This window comes from Stenotrophomonas sp. 116085_Sma (assembly GCF_056479585.1).
This window is the reverse complement of the sequence record NZ_CM151057.1, coordinates 4,690,268-4,712,662: the sequence shown is the minus strand read 5'-3', so window position 1 is coordinate 4,712,662 and position 22,395 is coordinate 4,690,268. Positions and strand designations below refer to the sequence as shown.

Below are 22,395 nucleotides of genomic sequence, written 5' to 3'. Positions count from 1 at the left end.
GGGCATGGATGTCTCCCACCTGCTTGATGGCCTGAACCCGGCCCAGCGCGAAGCCGTCTCCGCTCCCCCCGGCCACCACCTGGTGCTGGCCGGTGCCGGTTCCGGCAAGACCCGCGTACTCACCCACCGCATCGCCTGGCTGCATGAAGTCGACGGCGTGCCGACCCACGGCATCTTCGCGGTGACCTTCACCAACAAGGCGGCCGGCGAAATGCGCCACCGCATCGACGCCCAGCTGCCCAATGGCAGCCGCGGCATGTGGATCGGTACCTTCCACGGCCTGGCCAACCGCCTGCTGCGCCTGCACTGGCAGGACGCCAGGCTGCCCGAAGGCTTCCAGGTGATGGATTCGGACGACCAGCTGCGGTTGGTCAAGCGCGTGGTGCAGGCGCTTGAACTGGACGACGGCAAGTACCCGGCCAAGCAGATCGCGTGGTGGATCAACGCGCAGAAGGACGAAGGCCGCCGCCCGCAGCACATCCAGCCCGAGCCGCACGATGCGTGGCTGGAAACCATGCGCCAGGCCTATATCGAGTACCAGGCGCGATGCGACCGCGCCGGCCTGGTCGACTTCGCCGAGCTGCTGCTGCGCGCGCATGAACTGCTGCGCGACAACCCGGCGCTGCTGTCGCATTACCGCGCCCGCTTCCGCGAAATCCTGGTGGACGAATTCCAGGATACCAATGCCATCCAGTACGCCTTCGTGCGCGTGCTGGCCGGCGATTCCGGCCACGTGTTCGTGGTCGGCGACGATGACCAGGCCATCTACGGCTGGCGCGGCGCCAAGGTCGAGAACGTGCAGGGCTTCCTGCGCGACTTCCCGGGTGCGCAGACCATCCGCCTGGAGCAGAACTACCGCTCCACCGCCAACATCCTGGGCGCCGCCAACGCGGTGATCGCGCACAACCCCGACCGCATCGGCAAGCAGCTGTGGACCGACAGCGGCGACGGCGAACCGATCGACCTGTACGCGGCGTACAACGAAATGGACGAGGCGCGCTACATCGTCGAGCGCGCCCGCCAGTGGGTGCGCGACGGTGGCAGCTACACCGAAGTGGCCGTGCTCTACCGCAGCAACGCGCAGTCGCGCGCGCTGGAAGAAGCGCTGCTGAGCGAACAGGTGCCGTACCGCGTGTACGGTGGCATGCGCTTCTTCGAACGCGCCGAGATCAAGGACGCGCTGGCTTACCTGCGCCTGCTGTCCAACCGCAACGATGACGCGGCGTTCGAGCGCGCGGTCAACACGCCCACCCGTGGTATCGGCGACCGCACGCTGGATGAAGTACGCCGCGAGGCGCGCGCGCAGGGCATCTCGCTGTGGGAAGCGACCATGCTGGTCACCCAGGGCAGCGCACTGGCCGCGCGCGCGCGCAATGCGCTGGCCGGCTTCCTGGTGCTGGTCAATGAGCTGCAGGCGCAGACCCTGCACATGACCCTGGCCGAGCGCGTGGACCACGTGCTGGCCCGCTCGCAGCTGCGCGAGCACTGGAGCAAGGAAAGCCGCAACGCGCTGGACTCGGAATCGCGCACCGACAACCTCGACGAACTGGTCTCGGTGGCCTCGCGCTTCGTGCGCCGTGCCGATGACATCGAGGAAGTGGGCGAGGACATGGACGAGCTGGTCGCGTTCCTGGCCTATGCCGCGCTGGAGGCCGGCGAAGGCCAGGCGCAGGCCGGCGAGGAAGGTGTGCAGCTGATGACGCTGCATTCGGCCAAGGGCCTGGAGTTCCCGCTGGTGTTCCTGGCCGGCCTGGAAGAAGGCCTGTTTCCCAGCGCACGTTCGCTGGAGGAAAGCGGGCGGCTGGAAGAAGAGCGCCGCCTGGCCTACGTGGGGATCACCCGCGCACGCCAGAAGCTGGTGCTGAGCTATGCCGAATCGCGCCGCATCCACGGCCAGGACAACTACAGCCTGCCGTCGCGCTTCCTGCGCGAGATCCCGCGCGAGCTGCTGCACGAAGTGCGCCCGAAGGTGCAGGTCTCGCGGCCGGCCTCGATGGGCGCCAGCCGGGTGATGGGCCATGCCTCGATCGAGGCGCCGCCAGTCAAGCTCGGCGCGCTGGTCACCCATCCCAAGTTCGGCGAAGGCATGGTGACCGACTATGAAGGCAGCGGCGCGCACGCCCGCGTGCAGGTCGAGTTTGCTGATGCCGGCAGCAAGTGGCTGGTGATGGCGTATGCGAATCTGACGGTGATCTGATCACCGTCGAGGGGCGGGAACTCCTGTAGAGCCGAGCCATGCTCGGCTGCTGTTGGCGGAGAAAACCAGCCGAGCATGGCTCGACTCTACAAAGGCGAGTATGCATGACCCGCAACGTGCTCTTCCTCTGCAGCCAGAACCGCCTGCGCAGCCCCACCGCCGAGCAGGTCTTCGCCGATTGGCCGGGCATTGAGACCGCCTCGCCCGGGCTGCTGGCCGACGCCGAAGAGGCGCTCAGCCCCGAGCTGCTGCAGTGGGCCGACCTGGTGTTCGTGATGGAAAGAGCCCACCGCAACCGCCTGTCCAGCCGCTACAAGGCATGGCTGAACGGCAAGCGGTTGATCTGCCTGGATATCCCCGACGACTACGAGTACATGGACCCGGTGCTGGTGGAACTGCTGAAGCGCAAGGTCACGCCGTTCCTGCGCTGACGGGCTGTTGTAGAGCCGAGCCCATGCTCGGCTGCTTCTGGCGGGAAATGCAGCCGAGCATGGGCTCGGCTCTACAATAGGCGGCGACATCTTCCAGGAACGCCCCCATGACCGAACCCACGCTGCACGTCACCGTGAAGTTGAACGCCCGCCTGCAGCCCGAGCATCGCCACGAGCTGTTCGAGGACCCGCTCGACGCGCTGCTGCAGGCTGCCCAGGTGGGCGAGCTGACTGGTGGCGGCACCGCGATGTCGGATCTGGGTGAGGTCGAGTACGGCGATATCGAAGTGGCGCTGATCGATGCGAGCGGCGTGCCGAAGCTGATCGACCTGCTGGAACAGCTGGGTGCGCCGAAGGGTTCGCAGCTGCGTGGTGCGGGCGAGGCCGACCGCAGCTTCGGCGTGACCGAGGGACTGGGCATCTACCTGGATGGCCTGACCCTGCCGGACGAAGTCTACGAGCAGTGCGATTCCAACCACGTGTTCGAGCAGCTGTCGGAGAACATCGACGGCCTGGGCGAGATCTGCAGCTGGTGGCAGGGCCCGACCGAAACCGCGCTGTACATGTATGGTGAATCGTTCGAAGCGATGCGCGAAGCGATTGCCGGGTTCGTGGCCAGCTACCCGCTGTGCCAGAACGCACGCGTGGTGCAGATCGCCTGAGCATGGGCCTGATGTAGAGCCGAGCCCATGCTCGGCTCCTCCATCCGCAGCCGAGCATGGGCTCGGCTCTACAGAAGCAACTTACTTGCCTGCTGCTTGGCGGGCGTTGTCACGCAGCGCCATGTCCTTGCCCAGATGATAGCCGCCGTATAACAGCACGAAGGCGGCGATGAGGCTCCAAAGGATGATCCTGAGGGGGCTTCGTGATGTCGGCTTGCTGTCCTGCATGCATGTTTTCCTGGCGCGGCCCGATACCGCCTGGCCAGCATGCTTGGGGGTAAGCGGGCGCGCAAGCCGGCGATGCGCACGGGCCGCTGCTCTGCGCCGGATTGATCCTGCTCAAGGCGCAGCCTGCACATCCGGTGTGCAATGGTGTTGTTCCCATCTGGCAGATCGCTACGGAGCCCCACCATGTACAAGCGCATCCTGATTGCCACCGACGGGTCCGAGCTGGCCGACAAAGGCCTGGCCAAGGGCCTGGAGCTGGCCAAGGACCTCAATGCCGAGGTCGATATCGTGACCGTTTCCGAGCCGTGGGCCGTCGGCATGTACGACGCCATGGGCTGGAGCGTGGGCTACATGAACAGCCCGGAGTACAAGGCCGACCGCGAGGAAGGCGCGCAGAAGGTCCTTCAGCCCGCGCTGGCCAAGGCGGCCGAGCAGGGCATTACCGCCAACCCGATACACGTGCTGGACCGCTATGCGGCCGATGGCATCATCGAGACGGCGGGCGAGCGCAACAGCGATCTGATCGTGATGACCTCGCATGGCCGTCGCGGCGTGACCCGCGTGCTGCTGGGCAGCCAGACCGCGGAAGTGCTGGCGCGCAGCACGCTGCCGGTGCTGGTCATCCGCTGATCCACACCCACTGATTCAAGCGTTCCCGGGGAGGGGACCCGACGCCGGCCGCAGGATGCGCGCCGGCGTTGTTTTTTGTGGTGGCCGTGCCGTTTGCCATGATGGGGTCAGAGCCCTTTCCTGCGGAAAGGGATCCGGCCCCGGTCACCTCACCAGCTGTACAGCTTCCAGTACACCGGCGACACGCCGTCCTTGTCGTTGTCGAAACGGCCGTCGCCGTTCTTGTCGTACATGTAGAACGGAGCCCCGCGCGACGGGGTCACCTTGACCATGCGCAGCTGGCCGGACACGCGGTATTCCTCGATGACATCGCCGTTGTCCATGGTGCGCTTGGAGACATCGGCGCCCTTGACGTCCACCGGGGGAGCACCTGCGCCACCCATGCTGGCGCAGCCAGCGAGCAGGAGCAGGGAAGCCAGCATCAGGGTCTTCATCGGCGGGGGCCTTTGCCTGGATAGAGCCTTGATTATGCCCCATCGCCGCGCGTGTGCCGTGTCGTCGCGGTGCAGGCACGGGCGCGTAGAATCGACCCATGAGCAGATTAGTCCTGATCGACGGGTCCAGTTACCTGTACCGCGCGTTCCACGCGCTGCCGCCCCTGTCCAATGCACAGGGCGAACCCACCGGCGCCCTGTTCGGCGTGGTCAACATGCTGCGCTCGACGCTGAAGGAGCGCCCGGCCTACGTAGCGTTCGTGGTCGATGCGCCCGGCAAGACCTTCCGTGACGACCTGTACGACCAGTACAAGGCCAACCGCCCACCGATGCCCGATGAGCTGCGCAGCCAGGTCGAGCCGATGTGCCGCATCGTCGAGGCGCTGGGCATCAGCATCCTGCGCATTCCCGGCGTGGAAGCCGACGATGTGATCGGTACGCTGGCCCTGCAGGGCCTGGCGCAGGACCTGAAGGTGACCATTTCCACCGGCGACAAGGACTTTGCCCAGCTGGTGCGCCCGGGCATCGAGCTGGTCAACACCATGACCGGCAGCCGCATGGATTCGGACGCGGCGGTGATGGAGAAGTTCGGCGTGCGCGCCGACCAGATCATCGACCTGCTGGCGCTGATGGGCGACGCGGTCGACAACGTGCCGGGCGTGGAGAAGTGCGGGCCGAAGACCGCCGCCAAGTGGCTGGCCGAGTACCAGCACCTGGACGGCGTGATGGCGGCCGCGCCGACCATGAAGGGCAAGATCGGCGAGAACCTGCGCGCTGCACTGGAACGGCTGCCGCTGAACCGCGAGCTGGTGACCATCCGCACCGACGTGGCGCTGGACGCCAGCCCGACCACGCTGGCCCTGCGCGAGCAGGACGTACCGGAGCTGACCGAGCTGTATACGCGTTACGGCTTCACCCAGGCGCTGAAGGAACTGGGTGCACCGCTGCCGGCACCGGCAGTGGCCAGCGAAGCCACCCCGAGCCTGCGCGGCACCGCCGCCGGCTTCGCCCGTGGCAGCGCCGAGGTGCCAGCCGCTGGCGCGCTGGATCCTGCGCTGTCCGAGCCGGGTGAATACGAGACGGTGTCGACTCCCGAGCAGCTGCAGGCCTGGGTGGAGCGCCTGCAGCAGGCCGAGCTGATCAGCTTCGATACCGAAACCGATGCGCTGGACGCGATGCGCGCGCGCCTGGTCGGCGTCAGCCTGGCGGTCGAGCCGGGCAAGGCCGCCTACATTCCGGTCGGCCACGATTACCCGGGGGCGCCGGCCCAGCTGCCGCTCCAGCAGGTGCTCGATGCCCTGCGCCCGGTGCTGCAGGACCCGGCGAAGAAGAAGCTGGGCCAGCACGGCAAGTACGACCTCCACGTGCTGCGCCGCCATGGCGTGGACGTACAGGGCTACCATGACGACACGATGCTGGAGAGCTTCGTGCTCAATTCCACCGCCACCCGCCACGACATGGATTCGCTGGCCCTGCGCTACCTGGGCTACAGCACCATCAAGTTCGAGGACGTGGCCGGCAAGGGCGCCAAGCAGATTCCGTTCTCGCAGGTGGGCATCGACGAAGCCAGCCGCTACGCCGCCGAGGACGCCGACATCACCCTGCGCCTGCACCACGCGCTGCAGCCGCAGCTGCTGGCCGAGCCAGCGCTGGACAGCGTGTACCGCGACATCGAGATGCCGCTGGTGCCGGTGCTGACCACGATCGAAGCCAACGGCGTGCGCATCGACACCGACGAACTGCGCCGGCAGAGCCAGGACCTGTCCTCGCGCATGCTGGCCGCGCAGCAGAAGGCCACCGAACTGGCTGGGCGCAGCTTCAACCTGGATTCGCCCAAGCAGCTGCAGGCGGTGCTGTTCGATGAGTTGAAGCTGCCGGCGGTGGTGAAGACCCCGAAGGGCCAGCCCAGCACCAATGAAGAGGCACTGGAGGCGATTGCTGACCAGCACGAGCTGCCGCGGGTAATCCTCGACTACCGCGGCCTGGCCAAGCTGCGCAGCACCTACACCGACAAGCTGCCGGAGATGGTCAACCCCGACACTGGCCGCGTGCACACCAGCTACCACCAGTCCGGTGCCGCCACCGGCCGCCTGTCCTCGTCGGACCCCAACCTGCAGAACATCCCGATCCGCACCGAAGATGGCCGCCGCATCCGCCGCGCGTTCATCGCCCCGGAGGGCTTCCAGCTGCTGGCCGCCGACTATTCGCAGATCGAGCTGCGGATCATGGCCCACCTGTCCGAGGACCCGGGCCTGGTGCGTGCCTTCGAGCAGGGCGCCGACGTCCACCGTGCCACCGCCGCCGAGGTGTTCGGGCGTGCGCTGGAAGAGGTGACCCCGAACGAGCGCCGCGCTGCCAAGGCGATCAACTTTGGCCTGATGTACGGCATGAGCGCCTTCGGCCTGGCCCGCAACCTGGGCATCGACCGGGGCCAGGCGCAGGACTACGTGGCGCTGTACTTCAGCCGCTACCCGGGCGTGCGCGACTTCATGGAGCGGATGCGCCAGCAGGCCCGCGACCAGGGCTATGTAGAGACCCTGTTCGGCCGCCGACTGTACCTGAACGACATTCATGCACGTAACCAGGGCCTGCGCGCCGGTGCCGAGCGTGCTGCGATCAACGCGCCGATGCAGGGCACCGCCGCCGATATCATCAAGCGCGCGATGGTGGACGTGGACCAGTGGCTGCGTGACAGCGGTGCACCGGCGCGGATGATCCTGCAGGTACACGATGAACTGGTGTTCGAAACCGAAAGCAGTTTCGTCGAGGAGTTGCGTTTGCAGGTGGTCGAGCGCATGTCGCAAGCGGCCAAACTGCGGGTGCCGCTGGTGGTCGATACCGGCATCGGCAACAACTGGGACGAAGCGCACTGAGGGTGTTTCAGGCCGAAAACGACGTGAATTCGTTCATTCGTCAGAGGTTTCTGACTCGATCATGAATGTTGCCCTGATCGAGGTTCATTAAATTGGGCCCCTTCACGAACCGTTAGTGTTCGGAGTGCTTCTATAACTCTCGACAGGCGCAACGCCTGTTGTGGATCTCTCCCATCCCCTGGAGCAGATCTCGGAACGGGGACTCCTCCCCAAGTGCCCGTTCCCCGGCCCCGTTGACCTCCCCCTGGTCAGCGGGGCTTTTTATTTGTGCCGCCGGAACACTTCGCATGGGGTCAGATCCCTTTGCCCACCGGGCAAAGGGATCTGACCCCAGGTGCTAGGCTGGGCCACTGTCCAGCAGGGGAACCCGCAATGCCCGATCTGTTCGCACTGGCGATGCCGTGGTGGGAATTCATCCTGCGCGCGGTGGTGGTGTATGTCGTGGTGCTGGGCATGGTCCGGCTCAGCGGCAAGCGCCCGCTGGGGCAGATCACCCCGTTCGACGTGCTGCTGGTGGTGCTGCTGGGCAATGCGGTGCAGAACGCGCTGCTGGGCACCGACACCTCGCTGGGCGGCGGCCTGCTGCTGGCGGCGACGCTGATCCTGCTCAACTACGGGGTGGGCTGGGTGAGCACCCGCAGCCGCCGTATCGAGCGCCTGGTCGAGGGCGAACCGGTGGTGATCGCGCGCGATGGGCGCCTGTTCGACGCCGTTCTGCGCCGTGAGCAGGTCACCCGTGCGGATTTCGAGGCCGCCATGCGCCAGCAGGGCTGCCTGGGCGTGGAGGATGTGGAGCTGGCCCTGCTGGAGATCAACGGGCACATCACCATCATCCCCCGGAAGAGCACCTGACGACATAGAGCCGAGCCCCTGCTCGGCTGCGCTGGTTCATCAGTCGAGCGTGGACTCGGCGCTACATCACGCTGCTCAGGGAGTGCAGCGGACGTTGCCCGCAGTCGCCTTGCGCTCGTAGTAGGCGAAGCGGTTGCCGTTGTCGACGCCCACCAGATTGCCGTTCTGCAGCAGCTGCAGAACGAAGTCACTGCCGACATCGCGATGCAGGACGATCTGGCCGTCGCGCAGGCTCGCGCGCAGGCGCACGTCCTCGCCACCGGCTTCCACGATGCCGCCATCGAGGAAGCGCAGCTGCGACAGCACGCTGCGTTCGGCGACAAAGCTGCCGCAGGGCAGGGCGGTGGCGGCGATCGGTTCGAGTGCCGCTGCGGTTGCACCGGCAACAACAGCGAGGTCCTTGGCCGGTCCGCAGGACGGCGCATCCGCGCGCTGTGCGCAGGCCAGCTGCAATGCCTCGCGGGCCTGCTGCAGGCGCCCGCCGCTCCACAGCGACTCGGCCGCCGCTTCACAGAAGGTCTCGCCGTGCTGTTCGCGGCAGAGTGCCGCCAGCTCATCCAGCTGCACCGGCGGCAAGGGCGCATCGACCGAATGCCGCAGGCCCAGCATTGCCTCCCCTGCCATCTGCGAGGCGACCTTCCTGGCTGCCGCCATGCAGCCTTCGGCGTCGAAGGAAGGTGATTCCTCCTTGCAGATCTCAGGCATCGGCGGGTCCGTCACTTTCGGTGCCGCTGCGTTGGCGTGTTCCTGGTAGGTCTCCAGCAACCGCATGCAGGCTGCGCCCACGCCCTCGGCACACCAGGCGTGCAGTTTCACGGGTGCGGCCTCCGGCAGCGCCTCCAGGCACTCGGAGGTGTTCATCACGCAACCGTCTTCGACGGGCTCTGGCATCGCCTTGCAGGCGGCGGCGCGCTCACGGGTGAACTCGCGATAGGGCGTGCTGATCGTGCGGTCGTTGTCCGAGAAGTACCAGTTCTCCAGCTGGCCGGTGGACAGGTTGCCGGTACCGAGCACGTCCTCCTGGCGGGCGATGCGCAGGTTCTCGGTGGCCTGGTAGGGGCCGGACAGGGAGCCGTGGCCTTCACTCTCGAGGGTCAGCGTGGTGTTGCCGCTGCTGTCCTTGTAGGTGCCACAGGCCATCGACTGCGCGGCAGCCGGCAGGCTGGCCGAGACCAGGGCCAGCAACAGCAGGGAACGCCAGCCCGCAGCGCGGGGGCGAAGGAAAACAGCAGCAGACATTGGTTCGTCCTTGAAGGAGGTGGAACAGGGCCTGTCCGGTGCAGGGCGCACCACAGGCAACGGAGGCGCCACGGTCATCCGTGGCACCGGAACTTCAGAGCCAGTCGCGCGGCACCAGGTAGTCGGCCAGGCGCGCCTCGGCGCTGCCCGCTTCCGGGGTGAAGCCGTATTCCCAGCGCACCCGCGGCGGCAGGCTCATCAGGATGCTCTCGCTGCGGCCACCGCTCTGCAGGCCGAACAGCGTGCCGCGGTCGTACACCAGGTTGAACTCCACATAGCGGCCGCGGCGGTACAGCTGGAACTCGCGCTCGCGCTCGCCATGGGCGGTGTCCTTGCGCTGCTGCACGATCGGCAGGTAGGCCTCGAGGAAGCCATCGCCCACGGCGCGCAGGTAGTCGAAGTCGCGTTCGAAATCGCCGTGCAGGTCATCGAAGAAAAGGCCGCCGACGCCGCGCGTTTCATTACGGTGGCGCAGGAAGAAGTACTCATCACACCAGCGCTTGTGCGCGGCATAGCGTTCGTCGCCGAACGGCGCGCACAGATCGCGTGCGACCCGGTGCCAGTGCTGCACATCCTCATCGAACGGGTAGAACGGGGTCAGGTCGAAGCCGCCACCGAACCAGCTGGCCACCACTTCACCGTCGCGCTGCGCCTGGAAGAAGCGCACGTTGGCATGGGTGGTCGGCACGTAGGGGTTGAGCGGGTGGAATACCAGCGACACGCCGGTGGCGCGCCAGGAGGCGCCGGCCAGTTCCGGACGGTTGGCCGAGGCCGACGGCGGCAGGCGGCTGCCGGCCACGTCGGAAAAGCCGATGCCGGCCTGCTCGAACACCGCACCATCGCGCAGCACGCGGGTGCGCCCGCCACCGCCCTCGGCACGCTGCCACAGGTCTTCCTGGAAGCGGGCCTGCCCATCGGCAGCCTCAATCTCCGCACAGATGCGGTCCTGCAGGTCGGTGAGGTAGGCGCGCACGCGCTCGAATTCGTTCATGGCGCGTACTTTACCGCAACGGCCACGCACCGCTGGAAGGCCCCGTCCCTTGGAGACGTGGCCATCAGCCCCTCCTACTCGGTCGCCCTGAAGTAGTCGAATCCAACGTGCTGCCCGATGCCGAGCAGATCTCCGTTGAGCAGCGGCTGGAGGATCAGCTCTCCAACTCTTGCATGCTTGAGATGGATGCGGTCATTTTCCAGCCGGGCCTGCAGTTGGCCGAACGGCGCGGAGACACTGCCGTCTTCAGTGAAGGTCAGGGAGCTTATGATGCCGCCCGAAGAGACGAACGTTCCTTGCGGAAGCTCCACGCCCTTGGCTGGCTGCAGGTCCGGGCCCAGTCCCCGAAGTGGTTCCAGCAATGCGCAGTCGAGGCTCCGACCACCGGTGCATGCCAGTTCCAGGGCCTCCGTTGCCCGTCCAAGGTCGCCTGCCGAAGCATGCAGATCGGCAACTTTGTGGCAGAACGCACCATCAGGCGTCTTCGTGCAGAAGTCATGCAACGTTTCCCTGTGATCCTTGGGAAGGGTGGCGGTGGCCACAGTGGCTGCATGCAGCCCCAAAGAAGCGGCGACAATCGCGTTCCTGAATGAACTCAACAGCTCGGGTTCTTCCTCGAGCTGAGCCAGACACGCTGGCCCCGAGGTAGTGCTGTCGGGATCCAGGCACTCGGCGGGCAGCGGCATCGCGGCCAGCTGCCTCTCCAGCGTCGCCCGCATTCTGGTGGCCAGTTCCCCCGGCGGAGCAATGGTGCCGGTATCGATCAGATGCTCGATGTACTTCTCCGGCAATGCCATGCACATGTAGGGCACGCCTTCCGCACATGCATTCTCAAGAGCGGTGGTTTCCATGGAATGCCGCATGTCCACGCATTGCTTGGGATCTGCGAGACAGCTGTCTGCGGGATGCCTGAGTGCGGCCGAGCACTGCGACGGTTCGATCAGCGAGTAGTGCGTTCCATCGTCGTGAAGAGCCTGTCCGCTCTGATCTGCACCCACGGAGCGGGCATAGCCGGTGCTGAGGTTGATGATGATCATGTCGTCCCCGGATTGTTGCAGCGCGAATCGGGAATGACTTCCATCGTGGGAGATTGCATGTCCTCTATCCGGTGCCTCGACAACAAGCTTCGAGCTTCCGTACTCGTCACTGAAGACGCCACACGCGACCCCGGTTGCCAAGGTTGGGAAGGAAAGGAACAGCAGAAGGGCACCGGTCACGGGCGACCAGGCAAGCAAACGCGGAGCATCTAGCGGCATTTCGCCTTCCCAGCATGAGTGGAGATACTGGAGCCCGCATTGGGCGATGACCTGGGCATGCCCGCCAGTTCCAGTGAAATCCATGATAGGGAGCCGCTCGGACGCAGCAGTGATTTCCGTCGGAAACCCTTGCAGGCTGGTGGGAACAACCCGCCCGAGGTGTGTCGATCACGACAATCAGGGCCCGCCCGAAGCTGCGGACAGGCCCTGGCCGGCTCAGCGCTTGCGGTTGGAGTTGCGCGGCGTCGAAGCGTTGTCCACGGCCGCCTCATCGACTGCCTTCTGCAGGGCACCGCCCAGCGTGATCAGCTCCCAGTTCTGGGTTTCGAGCACGTCACAGGCCACGTGCAGGCCGCTGCGGTCGGCCTTGCACAGCTGTTCCAGGATGCGACGCGCGTCCACGTCCGCACCATTGCCCTGTGCGGTGACCAGATTCTCGCAACCCTCGCGGACACCGGCGCGGCAGACCGTGGTGTAGTGCTCTGCGGCCTGCAGCCAGTGCCCGGACAGCGCAAGACGGTTGCCGAGAATGTTGCAGCCCTGCAGCTTGCCCTGCGCACAGCAGGCTTCGGCACCGTCCTCGTTGGCCAGCGCCAGCGGGCAATCCTGCGGCAGTGGCAGCACCGTGTACCGCTTCGGTGCGCTGCAGCGGGTCGGGCCCTCCCCGGTGGGGGTGAACACCTGGAAGCGGGTCCAGCTATCCAGGCCCAGCAACTGGCCGCCGGGCAGCGGGCGCAGCACGAAGTCGCCGTCCCGGTCGTGGCGGATGCGGATGTCGCCCGCTTCGACGCGCGCGCGAAGATGGCTGCTCCAGCCAACGCCGACCAGGCCGTTGTCACCGAAGTCCAGCGTGTCCATCAGGCCGCCGTCGGCCCGGTAGTTGCCACAGGGCAGGGCCGTTGCCGGCTGCGGTCGCAACGATGCACCCACCGCCTGCAGCGCAGGCAGGCGTTCGCAGCTGGCGGTGTCGTTGCCGGGTGTGCAGGCCGCAGCCAGGGCCTGCACCGCCTGCAAGTGGTCTCCTGCCTCCCAGGACAGTTCAGCCACGCGGGTGCAGAAGCCGCCATGGGATACCTCGCGGCACAGCTGCAACAACTGCTGGCGCCGCTCGGCCGGAATGATCACCGGCGCGGTCGGCGCTGTCATCGTCACCACGGCTTCGGTCATGGCTGCCGTCATCGCCGCCTTGACCAGCTGCTCCTGCACTGCGGGGGCGGCCTCGAGTGCGGCGGCACACGCCGGGGTTCCCTGTTCGAAGCCACCGTCGTCACAGGCGGCGGGGAGCTTGATGCCGGACAAGGCGGCGTCAAGCGCCGCCTTTGCCAGAGCGGGATCGGCCTCGACCGTAGGCATGGCCTCCTCGTGCCAACGATCAGCCAGTTGCAGGCACATGCCGGGCACGCCCTCCCGGCACGCCGCTTCCAGAGCGGCCGGGTCCGCTTCGCGACGGTTGTCCAGGCACGCCGCCGCATCGGCCAGGCAGCTGCCTTCAGCCGGCGCGGCGGTTGCGGCGCACTGTGCGGGGGCCTGCAGGATGTAGACCGTGCCATCGACCTCGACCGTCCGGCCACGATCGCGCACCTGCAGCGCGCTGGGCAGGCCGTATTCCAGGTTCACCAGCTGCAGCTTGCCGTCGATCTGCTGGAAGGCGACCGGCGTCGGTGCACTGCCGAAATGCTTCTGCTCGCCGCGGTTCGGCGAGCTGATGCGCAACGTACCGCTGCCTTCATCGGCCTTGAACAGGCCGCATTGCGGTGACTGTGCGGCGGCCATCGGCGTGGCCAGCAGCAGCGCCCAGGCCAGCCATCGGCGGCGCGGTGCGGGTGAATGCATGTCGTCTCCTTGACGATCGAACGGGAAGCTCCAGGCGCTACGGCGAACCGCGGCCCTCGCGCGGGGGTGTGCATTGTGGCGTGCCGGGCACCGGCTGGTAACGCTGATATCCCGTCTGCGCATCCATGCCGAGCAGGTCGCCATTGCCGAGCTGGCGCAGGACAAGGGGTTCACCGTTCTGCTGCAGGTGGATGGCGCCATCATGCAAGCGGCCACGCGTGCCATCGCCGAAGTCGAGCATGTCGATCACGCCTCCATCGGCCTGATAGCGACCGCAGGGCACCTGCTGGGCCGGCACCAGGCGCAGCTCGGCGCGGAGATCGCGCAGCGGTGCGACACGTTCGCAGGCGCTGACGCGCCCAGCATCGCAGACCACCTGCAGGGCCTGCACCGCCAACGCAGGCTCCAGTGCGTTCAACTGCTGTTCGGCCGCTTCCACGCAGAAGCGGCCACCACGGTGCTGCAGGCACAGCTGCTGCAGACGTTCGCGTGCAGTGGCCGGCAGCGGCGGATCCAGCGTGTCTTCGTCTTCCCTTTGCAGGCGTTCGCTTACCCGCTGCATGGCGGCAGCCAGCGCATCGTGGGTCAGCGCCTCGCAGGCCTGCGGGTCATGTCCGGGTGTGTGTTCGCGGCAGACGGGCGGGCGTTCAAAGCGCGAGGGGCCGGTGTCATCGTTTCCGGCCGCAGTTACGCCATCGCGCAGTTGTCGCAACAGCGCCGAGCAGCCCGCGCCAACGCCTTCGCTGCAGGCGCGCTGGGCCTGGCCCGGTGAAGCGGTGGGCAGCTGCGCGATGCAGTGGCTGCCAGCGGCACGGCAGCTGCCGGCAATCGCTCTGGGCTCGGCGGCGCAGGTGCGGGGCTGGCGCAGGGTGTAGACCAACGGCACATCGTCTTTGATGCGTTGCCCGTCTGCACTGATCCGGATCGGCTCTGCCACGCCATCGTCGAGCATGACCAGGCGCGTCTGCGCCGCACTGCGATCAACCCACAGCGGCTGCGGCTCGCTGACGTCGTTGTGGCGGTAGCCGGTGCTGGGGGTGGTGAACACCAGCGCCATGCCGCCATCGGCACTGCGGTACTCGCCGCAGTGCAACGCGTCGGCGGCTACAGGCAGTGCGGCGAACATCAGTAGTGCAGGGAGAAGAGCCAGCAAGCGCATGCGACGGTCCTTGTCATGCGGGAAAGGGATGGGGCTCAGTGGAAACGCGAGCGGATATCCTGCCGCAGCAGGCGCCAGGCCAGCCAGCCCTGCAGGCCGAGGAACAGGACCGACGTGCCGAGCAGGGTCAAGGTCATCATCCAGCGCCGCGGCTGCAGCGATTGCTGCATGTCCGGATCGTCGGCAAGCAGCACGATCATGTCGCGCATGAACACGTCCAGCCACCAGGTGATCGCGAAATTGGCCAGCGCGCTCAACAGCAGCATCACCACGAAGCTCCACAGGCCCCAGCGGCGCTCCCGCAGCAGGCCCCGGCTGGCCACGGCCGAGAGCAGGCAGAGCAGTGCGGCGATCATCGAGGCACCCACAGGGTGTGCCAGCAGCCAGGTCAGGCTGTGCATCTGCCGATGCTGTACTTCACCGGCCAGCAGTTGCCAGAGTGGAACGTCGTGCAGTGGCCATACCAGCAGCCCCTGCAGTACGAAGTAGCCGGTCAGCAGTGCGGACAGCCAGAAGGAGGCCTGGACCAGCGGCCGAATCCACGCGTGGTAGGGCGAAGGCTGCAACGAAGGGGGTGGAAGCGGCACTGACATCCGGTGTCCCTGCAATCGGTGCCCACGCGGTCAGCGGGCCGTCACCCGGGTGGCGACGGCCGGCAGGATATGGTGTTCGCTCAACGGTGCCAAGAGCAGGCCGTGCGGCGGCTGCAGCGGTACCCAGGCCAGTTCGGCGATCTCGGCGCGCGCCTGTGGCGTGCCGTCCACCTGTACCCACCACGCCTGTGCCTGCACGCGGTGGCCGGGCTCATTCACCGCCCAGTCCTCGAACGTGCCCAGCGCGATGGCAGCCCCGGCGCGCAGCTGCACACCGAGTTCCTCGTCCAGTTCGCGGGCCAGTGCCTGCAGTGGCGTCTCGCCGGGGTCGGGCTTGCCACCGGGCTGGATGAAGCGATTGGCGCCGTGCTTGCGCACCACCAGCGCCTGGCCGCGGTCATCCAGGATGACCGCAGCCACGATCCGGATCGTGGCTGCGGCGTTGCTCACTTCAGGTTCTGCTCGAACAGCTTGAGGATGCGCTTGTACTGGTCCAGCCAGGAATCGGCGCGGACGTAGCCGTGGCGCTCCAGCGGGTACGGTGCGATCGACCAGTTGTCCTTGTGCAGTTCGATCAGGCGCTGGGTCAGGTTCACAGAGTCCTGGAAGAACACGTTGTCATCCATCATGCCGTGGGCGATCAGCAGGTTGTCCTGCAGGTTCTGCGCGTACTCGATCGGCGAGGACACGCGGTACGCCTCCGGATCGATGTCCGGGGTGTTGAGGATGTTGCTGGTGTAGCCGTGGTTGTACTGGTGCCAGTCCACCACCGGGCGCAGCGCGGCGCCGGCCTTGAAGGTGCCCGGCGAGCGGAACAGCGCCATGAAGGTCATGAAGCCGCCATAGGAACCACCGTAGATGCCGGCGTGGTCGCGGTCACCCTGCTGGGTGTCGACCAGCCAGTCCAGGCCGTCCTTGTAGTCTTCCAGTTCCGGGTGGCCCATGTTGCGGTAGATCGCCGTGCGCCAGTCGCGGCCGTAGCCCTCGCTGCCGCGGTAATCCATGTCCAGCACGATGTAGCCCTTCTGCACCAGCAGGTTGTGGAACATCTGCTCGCGGAAGTAGGCCGGGTAGCGCTGGTGCACGTTCTGCAGGTAGCCGGCGCCGTGCACGAACATCACGATCGGGTACTTCTTCCCCGGTTCCTTGTTTTCCGGTTCGTAGTACTTGGCCCAGACCACGCCGGCGCCATGCTTGGACGGCACCGCCACCAGCTTCGGCTGGATCCACTGGCGCGCCTTGTAGTCGGCGGTGCGGGTGTCGGTCAGCACGCGTGCCTGGCCACCGGTGCTGGGCAGCACGGCCAGCTGCGGCGGCAGGTAGGCGCCGGAGTAGCGCACCAGCAGCTGCTGGCCATCCGGCGACAGCGAGAAGTCTTCCACGCCGTTGAGGCTGGTCAGCTCGCGCACCTGGCGGGTGCCGGTATCGACCGCGCAGACTTCGTAGTCATGCGGGGCCTGCTGGTTGCACAGGAAGTAGAAGCCCTTGCCATCGGCGGACGGCACCGGCGCCGAGGTTTCCCACTTGCCGCTGGTCAGCGCCTGCGGCTTGGCGGTACCGGCCTGGGTGTACAGGTGCGAGAAGCCCGATTCCTCCGACAGCAGCCACAGCGTGCGGCCATCGGCCATCCAGCCGAAATCATTGAAGCCCCAGTTGATCCAGGCGTTGTCGGTCAGGCGGTGGCGGTTCTGCACGCGGCCGTCGGCGGCGTTGACGCTGATGATCCAGCGGTCCTTGTTGTCGTTGGCACGCAGCATCACCGCGGCCTGCTGGCCGTCGGCGCTCCAGCGGATGCCGCCGCCCATGAAGTCACTCATCACCTGCACGCTGCGCTCGCCCTTCAGCGCGTCCTTGCCGGCCTTGCGGCGCAGTTCGGCCAGCGGGTCGGTGCTGATGCCCGGCAGGCCGGCCAGCGAGACCTTCTCGGCCTTGCCGGTGCGCACGTCCACGTACCACAGGGTGTGCGGTTCGAAGCCGTTGCGGCCGACGCGGGTGCGCGTGTCCTCGGTTTCCTCGTAGCCCGACTCGGTCACATACAGCGGCATCTTGCCGCCGCGGCCGTCATCGAAGTCCTTAGGCTTGGTCACCACGATCAGGTGGGTCAGGTCGGGCGACAGCACGCTGTCACCGATCTCCACGTCGGCGCCCAGGTACACCGGGCCCGGTGCGCGGGTCGGGTCGGCCTGGCGCCAGCGCTGGTCCTGGTCCTTCAGGGCTTCGCGCTGGTCACGGTCGCGGCGCAGGGTCTCCAGCGTGCGCAGCTGCTGGTCGCGCAGCACGTCGGCCTTCGGCGGCGTGCGGGGATCCTTCTCGGCCTTCAGGCTGGCCACCTGCTGCACGCCGCTGGCGGCGGTCCAGTGGAACCAGTTCTGGCCGACCCGCCAGATCACGCCGTTGTCGGCGGCGAAGTTCACGTTGCCCGCGCGCTCGTTGCTGCGGGTCAGCTGGGTCAGCGCGCCGCTGCGCAGGTCGCGCACGAACACGTCGCCATTGCGCACGAAGGCGCTGCGGCTGCGGCTGCGGTCGTAGACCGGCTCGGCCACGTCCAGGGTGCCGCGCTGGTCATCGGCCACCTGCGCGGCCACGCCACCGGCCAGCGGCTGGCGGAAGGTATCGCGCACCGGGCTGCCGTTGCGCTTGAGCTGGTATTCCACCTGCTGGCTGTTCCACGACCACCAGGCCTTCTCGACCTGCGGACCGATCCAGTCCGGGTCGGCCATGGCCTGTTCGATGGTGATCGGCGTCGGCGCGGCATGCGCAGCCGGTGCGGCCAGCACGGCCGACAGCAGGAGGGACAGGGGCAGCACTCGGGACATGGGCGGACGGCACCAGAAGAGGAAACCGGGCAAGCGTAGCAGCCGCAAGGGCCCGGGGCAGGGGCCACAGGTCATGGCAGCGGAATCGGCAAAATCCTGCAACCGGTGGCCGTGGTCGCGCATCCATTCTCCTGAACCCGCATCATCCACCGAACAGGAGCCCGACCATGCAGGAACTGATTCCGATCACCCTCTTCATCTGCATCGCCTACGCGATCCACGCCATTGCCGATGCCCGCGCGCGCAGCAAGCTGGTGGCCCCGCACGTGCCGGAGGAAGTGATCCGCTCATTGGCCGTGCTGGAAGAAGAACGCCGCCGCCAGGGCGCGCTGCGCTGGGGCATCAGCCTGGTCAGCCTGGCCGTGGCAATGGGCCTGCTGGAGGCGATCGGTGCACGCGAACTGACCTTCGGCGCCGCCGCCGCGATGGTCGGCAGTGCCGGCCTCGGCCAGCTGCTGGCCTGGCACTTCACCCGTCCTGCCGCACGCAAGGGCTGAGCCAGGACATGCCTCGGGCACAGGGGGCGCCCCGCGCATGAGCCTGCTGTGCGGAGCACTGGCTGCATTGCGGGGACGCCGCCGCGACGTCCCCGTCGAGCCCACGCCGGACGCGGACGACGACCGCGCCCTGGTCAGCGCCATCATCGATGGCTCGCAACCGGCCTTCGCACAGCTGGTGCAGGCCCATCAACGTACCTGCGGGCATGTGATCGGGCGCATGGTGGGCGACCGTGATCAGGTGGCCGACCTGCTGCAGGAAACCTTCCTGGCCGTGTTCCGCCAGCTGCACCGGTTCCGCTTTGAATCCTCGCTGCGCACCTGGGTTTCACGGGTGGCTTACACCACGGCGTTGCAGCACCTGCGCAGGCGACGGCTGGAGGCGCAATGGATGGTGGCGGTGGAAGTACCCGAGGAACTGGGTATTGGCGATGAAGGGCCGGGGCCGGCTGAACTGAGCGAGGCGCTGCAGGCTGGTCGCCATCTTGGCGCGGCGTTGGAACGGCTGAGTGCACCGCAGCGGCTGATCGTCGGCCTGCATTACCTGGAGGATTTCGATCTGGCCGAGATCGAGCAGGTGACTGGACTGGCCCGCGGTACCATCAAGAGCCACCTTCACCGTGCGCGCCAGGTCCTGAAGCAGGAACTGACGCGGCATGCGACCGCCGGAGAACTGCTGTGAACCCACCGACCGACCCTCGCGATGCGGAAAAGCGCGCGCTGGCGCAGGCGTTGCATGAGCAGGCGAAGCAGGAACACACACCGGATGTGAGCGAGGCGCTGCAGAAGCGCATCGCCGCTGAGTCGCGTGACAGTGGCGTGGGGTATGTGGTGGTGCAGGTTCTGTTGTTTGGCGCGCTGCTGGCTGCAGCGGCCTGGTATTTCTGGCACTGAGGCGCCTGCCGGGCGATGGGTCGCTCCAATCGCGGTGGTTGGATGCCGACCGTAGTCGGTGCCTGGGTGCGTGTGCCAACCAAGGTTGGCAGCTACCGGAGCGGACAATCGGTAGCGCTGGGCCGTGTCCGGCGGCCTTCACGCCGCCCTGCGACAAAGTGAAGCAGCGCGTCACCCGGTCGCATCCCACCTTAACGAAATCCTCCTAAAGTGGTCCGGTATCCCACCGGTCGCAGGCAGGAGGCGTCCCTTGGACGCGTTGTTGTTGTCCCGGATCCAGTTCGGATTCGTCATCAGTTTCCACGTGCTGTTCCCCGCCTTCACCATCGGTACGGCCAGCTGGTTGGCCTTCATCGAGTGGCGCTGGCTGCGCACGAAGTTGCCCGTGTGGCGCGAGCTGTATTTCTTCTGGCAGAAGATCTTCGCAGTGTCGTTCGGCATGGGCGTGGTCAGCGGCATCGTCATGGCCTTCCAGTTCGGCACCAACTGGCCGCGGCTGAGCGAGGTGGCCGGCACGGTCATCGGCCCGCTGCTGACCTACGAAGTGCTGACCGCGTTCTTCCTGGAAGCCAGCTTCCTTGGCGTGATGATGTTCGGTTGGGGCCGGGTCTCGCCGCGCCTGCATTTCCTGTCCACCTGCATGGTAGCGCTGGGCACGCTGTTCTCCACGTTCTGGATCCTGTCGTCCAACAGCTGGCTGCATACGCCGGCCGGCTACGAGATGGTCAACGGCATCGTGCATCCTGTGGACTGGTGGCAGGTGGTGTTCAACCCCTCGTTCCCGTACCGGCTGGCGCACATGGCGCTGGGCTCGTTCATCACCACCTGTTTCGTGATCGGTGGCGTGGGTGCGTGGTACCTGCGCAGGGGAACGCATGTGGAAGCGGGCCGACGCATGCTGATAGCGGCGGTGGCGTTCGCGGCGCTGACCGTGCCGGTGCAGATCTTCGTCGGCGACATGCATGGCCTGAACACGCTCAAGCACCAGCCGATGAAGATCGCGGCGATGGAAGCGCACTGGCATGAAACGAAGGAGGGCGAGGGCGTACCCCTGGTGGTGTTCGCGCTGCCCAACGAAAAGGAAGAGCGCAACGATTTCGAGGTGGCCATCCCGAAGCTGGGCAGCGTGATCCTCACCCACAGCCTGGACGGCACCTTCGATCCGCTGACCTCGGTACCGGCCAGTGAACGGCCGCCGGTGACGCCGGTGTTCTTCGCCTTCCGCATCATGGTTGGGCTGGGCACGCTGATGCTGCTGCTGGCCTGGGTGTCGGCCTTCCAGTTGTGGCGGAGGAAGCTGCTGGATTCGCCATGGCTGCTGCGCGGCTGGAACTGGATGCTGCCCAGCGGCTTCATCGCGCTGCTGTCGGGTTGGTTCGTCACCGAGATGGGCCGCCAGCCGTGGGTGGTGTATGGCGTGCTGCGCACCGCTGATGCGGTCGGCCCGCAGAGTGCATGGATGACCGCGCTGTCGCTGGGCGTTTACGTGGTCGGCTACGCGTTCGTGTTCGGCTGGGGCATCTGGTACCTGGTGAAGATCCTGCGTCATGGACCGCAGCCGCATGCCGAAGGACCATCGCTGGACCACGGCAGCCATACCCCGGCGCGCCCGTTGTCGGCGGCCGACGAACCGCTGGAGGAGCGCTGACATGGACCTGATGACCTGGCTGCCGGTGGCATGGTTCGCGGTGATCGGTTTCGGCGTACTGATGTACGTGGTGCTGGACGGCTTCGTGCTCGGCATCGGCATCCTCGCTCCGTTCGCCGAGGACGAGGAACAGCTGGACCTGATGATGAACACCGCCGCGCCGATCTGGGACGGCAACGAGACCTGGCTGGTGCTGGGCGGTGCCGGGCTGCTGGCGGCCTTCCCGAAGGCGTATGCGGTGCTGCTGTCGGCGTTGTACCTGCCGGTGCTGCTGCTGGTGGTGGCGCTGGTGTTCCGCGGCGTCGCCTTCGAGTTCCGCTTCAAGGCGCATCGATCACGCCGGCTGTGGAGCGTGGCGTTCGGCCTTGGCTCACTGCTGGCGACCTTCGCCCAGGGCGTGATCCTCGGCACCCTGGTGCAGGGCATCCCGCTGGTGGACGGTGTCTATCAGGGCGGACCGTTCGCCTGGTTCAGTCCGTTCGCGATGCTTACCGGCGCCGCGCTGGTGGCCGGCTACGCGTTGCTGGGCAGCACCTGGCTGATCCTGAAGACCGAAGGGCGCGTGCAGGCGCTGGCGCGACAGATGACCCGGCCGCTGGTGGTGGCGGTGATCGCGGCGATGGGCCTGGTCAGCAGCTGGCTGCCGTTCCTGGATTCGCGGCTGATGGCGCGCTGGTTCAGCGACGGCAACTTCTGGTGGCTGTCGCCGGTGCCGCTGTTGACCCTGGCGGTGGCGGCCGCGCTGTGGCGCAGCGCGACCCATCCTCGCCGTGACCTGCCGCCGTTCCTGCTCAGCCTGGCCCTGTTCGTGCTCGGCTTCCTCGGCCTGGTGCTGGGCATGTGGCCGTACCTGCTGCCACCGTCGATGACCCTGTGGCAGGCCGCGGCGCCGGCGTCCTCGCTGGGCTTCACGCTGGTTGGGCTGGTCATTCTGTTGCCGGTCATCCTCGGCTATACGGCCTGGTCCTATCGGGTGTTCCGCGGCAAGGTACACGCCGACACCGGTTACCACTGATCGATTGAAGGCGGGGCCGGCTGTTGCCCGGCCCCGCGTTGGGGAATGTGAAACCTGCACACCCTGCGCGGGACGTGCTAGCGTGCGCTCCTTTCCGGCGGCCAGGGGGGCAGCCGGCGACGTCCTGGACGGACGCACGGCTGCAGG

21 protein-coding genes are annotated in these 22,395 nt (G+C 66.9%); 11 read left to right on the top strand and 10 right to left on the bottom strand.

The features are described from left to right. Positions 1-4: 4 nt before the first annotated feature. The 3 genes from uvrD to ACZK0Z_RS21785 all read left to right on the top strand — a co-directional run bounded on the left by uvrD (position 5) and on the right by ACZK0Z_RS21785 (position 3,290). Complete coding sequence (uvrD, locus tag ACZK0Z_RS21795; protein WP_197632590.1) at positions 5-2,197, top strand: DNA helicase II; 2,193 nt, start codon at positions 5-7, stop codon at positions 2,195-2,197. Between the two features lie 104 nt (positions 2,198-2,301). Further along, positions 2,302-2,628: a low molecular weight protein tyrosine phosphatase family protein gene (locus ACZK0Z_RS21790; protein ID WP_197632591.1), complete on the top strand. Its 327-nt coding sequence runs from the start codon at positions 2,302-2,304 to the stop codon at positions 2,626-2,628. Positions 2,629-2,735: 107 nt separating this feature from the next. Beyond that, positions 2,736-3,290: a hypothetical protein gene (locus ACZK0Z_RS21785; RefSeq protein ID WP_197632592.1), complete on the top strand. Its 555-nt coding sequence runs from the start codon at positions 2,736-2,738 to the stop codon at positions 3,288-3,290. An 81-nt stretch (positions 3,291-3,371) separates the two neighbouring features. Here the strand turns inward: ACZK0Z_RS21785 and ACZK0Z_RS21780 are convergent, their stop codons facing one another. Further along, positions 3,372-3,518: a hypothetical protein gene (locus ACZK0Z_RS21780; protein WP_197632593.1), complete on the bottom strand. Its 147-nt coding sequence runs from the start codon at positions 3,516-3,518 to the stop codon at positions 3,372-3,374. 183 nt (positions 3,519-3,701) lie between these two features. On the opposite strand from ACZK0Z_RS21780, the gene ACZK0Z_RS21775 reads away from it, so the two are divergent. Then, complete coding sequence (locus ACZK0Z_RS21775; RefSeq protein WP_049427255.1) at positions 3,702-4,148, top strand: universal stress protein; 447 nt, start codon at positions 3,702-3,704, stop codon at positions 4,146-4,148. A 149-nt stretch (positions 4,149-4,297) separates the two neighbouring features. Here ACZK0Z_RS21775 and ACZK0Z_RS21770 read toward each other — a convergent pair whose 3' ends face one another. Beyond that, complete coding sequence (locus ACZK0Z_RS21770; protein WP_005411628.1) at positions 4,298-4,582, bottom strand: DUF2782 domain-containing protein; 285 nt, start codon at positions 4,580-4,582, stop codon at positions 4,298-4,300. A 98-nt stretch (positions 4,583-4,680) separates the two neighbouring features. Here ACZK0Z_RS21770 and polA point away from each other — a divergent pair, with 98 nt between their 5' ends. Together polA and ACZK0Z_RS21760 are read left to right on the top strand one after the other, a co-directional pair. After that, positions 4,681-7,455: a DNA polymerase I gene (polA, locus tag ACZK0Z_RS21765; protein WP_197619343.1), complete on the top strand. Its 2,775-nt coding sequence runs from the start codon at positions 4,681-4,683 to the stop codon at positions 7,453-7,455. Positions 7,456-7,827: 372 nt separating this feature from the next. After that, positions 7,828-8,307, top strand: a complete 480-nt coding sequence (locus tag ACZK0Z_RS21760; RefSeq protein WP_032129193.1) for a DUF421 domain-containing protein — start codon at positions 7,828-7,830, stop codon at positions 8,305-8,307. 75 nt (positions 8,308-8,382) lie between these two features. Here ACZK0Z_RS21760 and ACZK0Z_RS21755 read toward each other — a convergent pair whose 3' ends face one another. The 8 genes from ACZK0Z_RS21755 to ACZK0Z_RS21720 form a co-directional block, all read right to left on the bottom strand. Then, on the bottom strand, positions 8,383-9,546 hold the full coding sequence (locus ACZK0Z_RS21755) for a hypothetical protein (protein ID WP_049427258.1): 1,164 nt from the start codon (positions 9,544-9,546) through the stop codon (positions 8,383-8,385). 94 nt (positions 9,547-9,640) lie between these two features. Further along, entirely contained in the window at positions 9,641-10,537 is an 897-nt protein-coding gene (gene hemF, locus ACZK0Z_RS21750) for an oxygen-dependent coproporphyrinogen oxidase (protein ID WP_197632594.1), read from the bottom strand. Between the two features lie 74 nt (positions 10,538-10,611). Then, positions 10,612-11,574, bottom strand: coding sequence for a hypothetical protein (locus ACZK0Z_RS21745; protein WP_152906608.1), 963 nt, complete (start codon positions 11,572-11,574; stop codon positions 10,612-10,614). Positions 11,575-12,009: 435 nt separating this feature from the next. Next, positions 12,010-13,626 (bottom strand): hypothetical protein, encoded by a 1,617-nt coding sequence (locus tag ACZK0Z_RS21740; RefSeq protein ID WP_197632595.1) that lies wholly within the window; start codon positions 13,624-13,626, stop codon positions 12,010-12,012. Between the two features lie 37 nt (positions 13,627-13,663). Next, on the bottom strand, positions 13,664-14,785 hold the full coding sequence (locus ACZK0Z_RS21735; RefSeq protein WP_197632596.1) for a hypothetical protein: 1,122 nt from the start codon (positions 14,783-14,785) through the stop codon (positions 13,664-13,666). A gap of 35 nt (positions 14,786-14,820) precedes the next feature. Further along, on the bottom strand, positions 14,821-15,378 hold the full coding sequence (locus ACZK0Z_RS21730) for a hypothetical protein (RefSeq protein WP_049431640.1): 558 nt from the start codon (positions 15,376-15,378) through the stop codon (positions 14,821-14,823). A gap of 30 nt (positions 15,379-15,408) precedes the next feature. Further along, positions 15,409-15,828 carry an NUDIX domain-containing protein gene (locus ACZK0Z_RS21725; protein ID WP_197632597.1) on the bottom strand — a complete coding sequence of 140 codons (420 nt, stop codon included), beginning with the start codon at positions 15,826-15,828 and terminating at the stop codon, positions 15,409-15,411. Next, positions 15,825-18,194: a prolyl oligopeptidase family serine peptidase gene (locus ACZK0Z_RS21720; protein ID WP_197632598.1), complete on the bottom strand. Its 2,370-nt coding sequence runs from the start codon at positions 18,192-18,194 to the stop codon at positions 15,825-15,827. Before ACZK0Z_RS21720 ends, ACZK0Z_RS21725 begins: the two co-directional genes overlap by 4 nt. A gap of 167 nt (positions 18,195-18,361) precedes the next feature. On the opposite strand from ACZK0Z_RS21720, the gene ACZK0Z_RS21715 reads away from it, so the two are divergent. The 5 genes from ACZK0Z_RS21715 (at position 18,362) to cydB (ending at position 22,248) form a co-directional block, all read left to right on the top strand. Further along, a complete protein-coding gene (locus ACZK0Z_RS21715; RefSeq protein WP_010482336.1) occupies positions 18,362-18,691 on the top strand; it encodes a hypothetical protein in 330 nt (109 codons plus the stop codon). Between the two features lie 37 nt (positions 18,692-18,728). Next, positions 18,729-19,373 (top strand): sigma-70 family RNA polymerase sigma factor, encoded by a 645-nt coding sequence (locus ACZK0Z_RS21710; protein WP_197632599.1) that lies wholly within the window; start codon positions 18,729-18,731, stop codon positions 19,371-19,373. Then, entirely contained in the window at positions 19,370-19,585 is a 216-nt protein-coding gene (locus ACZK0Z_RS21705; RefSeq protein WP_197632600.1) for a hypothetical protein, read from the top strand. Before ACZK0Z_RS21710 ends, ACZK0Z_RS21705 begins: the two co-directional genes overlap by 4 nt. Positions 19,586-19,835: 250 nt before the next feature. After that, positions 19,836-21,233, top strand: coding sequence for a cytochrome ubiquinol oxidase subunit I (locus ACZK0Z_RS21700; RefSeq protein WP_049431660.1), 1,398 nt, complete (start codon positions 19,836-19,838; stop codon positions 21,231-21,233). A 1-nt stretch (position 21,234) separates the two neighbouring features. Further along, on the top strand, positions 21,235-22,248 hold the full coding sequence (gene cydB / locus ACZK0Z_RS21695; RefSeq protein WP_005414876.1) for a cytochrome d ubiquinol oxidase subunit II: 1,014 nt from the start codon (positions 21,235-21,237) through the stop codon (positions 22,246-22,248). The last annotated feature ends 147 nt before the right edge of the window (positions 22,249-22,395 follow it).

What these genes read in the sequence shown, in the direction of transcription:
- uvrD (WP_197632590.1), top strand. Translation starts at nt 5, where the DNA reads ATGGATGTCTCCCACCTGCTTGATGGCCTGAACCCGGCCCAGCGCGAA.
- ACZK0Z_RS21790 (WP_197632591.1), top strand. Translation starts at nt 2,302, where the DNA reads ATGACCCGCAACGTGCTCTTCCTCTGCAGCCAGAACCGCCTGCGCAGC.
- ACZK0Z_RS21785 (WP_197632592.1), top strand. Translation starts at nt 2,736, where the DNA reads ATGACCGAACCCACGCTGCACGTCACCGTGAAGTTGAACGCCCGCCTG.
- ACZK0Z_RS21780 (WP_197632593.1), bottom strand. Translation starts at nt 3,518, where the DNA reads ATGCAGGACAGCAAGCCGACATCACGAAGCCCCCTCAGGATCATCCTT.
- ACZK0Z_RS21775 (WP_049427255.1), top strand. Translation starts at nt 3,702, where the DNA reads ATGTACAAGCGCATCCTGATTGCCACCGACGGGTCCGAGCTGGCCGAC.
- ACZK0Z_RS21770 (WP_005411628.1), bottom strand. Translation starts at nt 4,582, where the DNA reads ATGAAGACCCTGATGCTGGCTTCCCTGCTCCTGCTCGCTGGCTGCGCC.
- polA (WP_197619343.1), top strand. Translation starts at nt 4,681, where the DNA reads ATGAGCAGATTAGTCCTGATCGACGGGTCCAGTTACCTGTACCGCGCG.
- ACZK0Z_RS21760 (WP_032129193.1), top strand. Translation starts at nt 7,828, where the DNA reads ATGCCCGATCTGTTCGCACTGGCGATGCCGTGGTGGGAATTCATCCTG.
- ACZK0Z_RS21755 (WP_049427258.1), bottom strand. Translation starts at nt 9,546, where the DNA reads ATGTCTGCTGCTGTTTTCCTTCGCCCCCGCGCTGCGGGCTGGCGTTCC.
- hemF (WP_197632594.1), bottom strand. Translation starts at nt 10,537, where the DNA reads ATGAACGAATTCGAGCGCGTGCGCGCCTACCTCACCGACCTGCAGGAC.
- ACZK0Z_RS21745 (WP_152906608.1), bottom strand. Translation starts at nt 11,574, where the DNA reads ATGATCATCATCAACCTCAGCACCGGCTATGCCCGCTCCGTGGGTGCA.
- ACZK0Z_RS21740 (WP_197632595.1), bottom strand. Translation starts at nt 13,626, where the DNA reads ATGCATTCACCCGCACCGCGCCGCCGATGGCTGGCCTGGGCGCTGCTG.
- ACZK0Z_RS21735 (WP_197632596.1), bottom strand. Translation starts at nt 14,785, where the DNA reads ATGCGCTTGCTGGCTCTTCTCCCTGCACTACTGATGTTCGCCGCACTG.
- ACZK0Z_RS21730 (WP_049431640.1), bottom strand. Translation starts at nt 15,378, where the DNA reads ATGTCAGTGCCGCTTCCACCCCCTTCGTTGCAGCCTTCGCCCTACCAC.
- ACZK0Z_RS21720 (WP_197632598.1), bottom strand. Translation starts at nt 18,194, where the DNA reads ATGTCCCGAGTGCTGCCCCTGTCCCTCCTGCTGTCGGCCGTGCTGGCC.
- ACZK0Z_RS21715 (WP_010482336.1), top strand. Translation starts at nt 18,362, where the DNA reads ATGCAGGAACTGATTCCGATCACCCTCTTCATCTGCATCGCCTACGCG.
- ACZK0Z_RS21710 (WP_197632599.1), top strand. Translation starts at nt 18,729, where the DNA reads ATGAGCCTGCTGTGCGGAGCACTGGCTGCATTGCGGGGACGCCGCCGC.
- cydB (WP_005414876.1), top strand. Translation starts at nt 21,235, where the DNA reads ATGGACCTGATGACCTGGCTGCCGGTGGCATGGTTCGCGGTGATCGGT.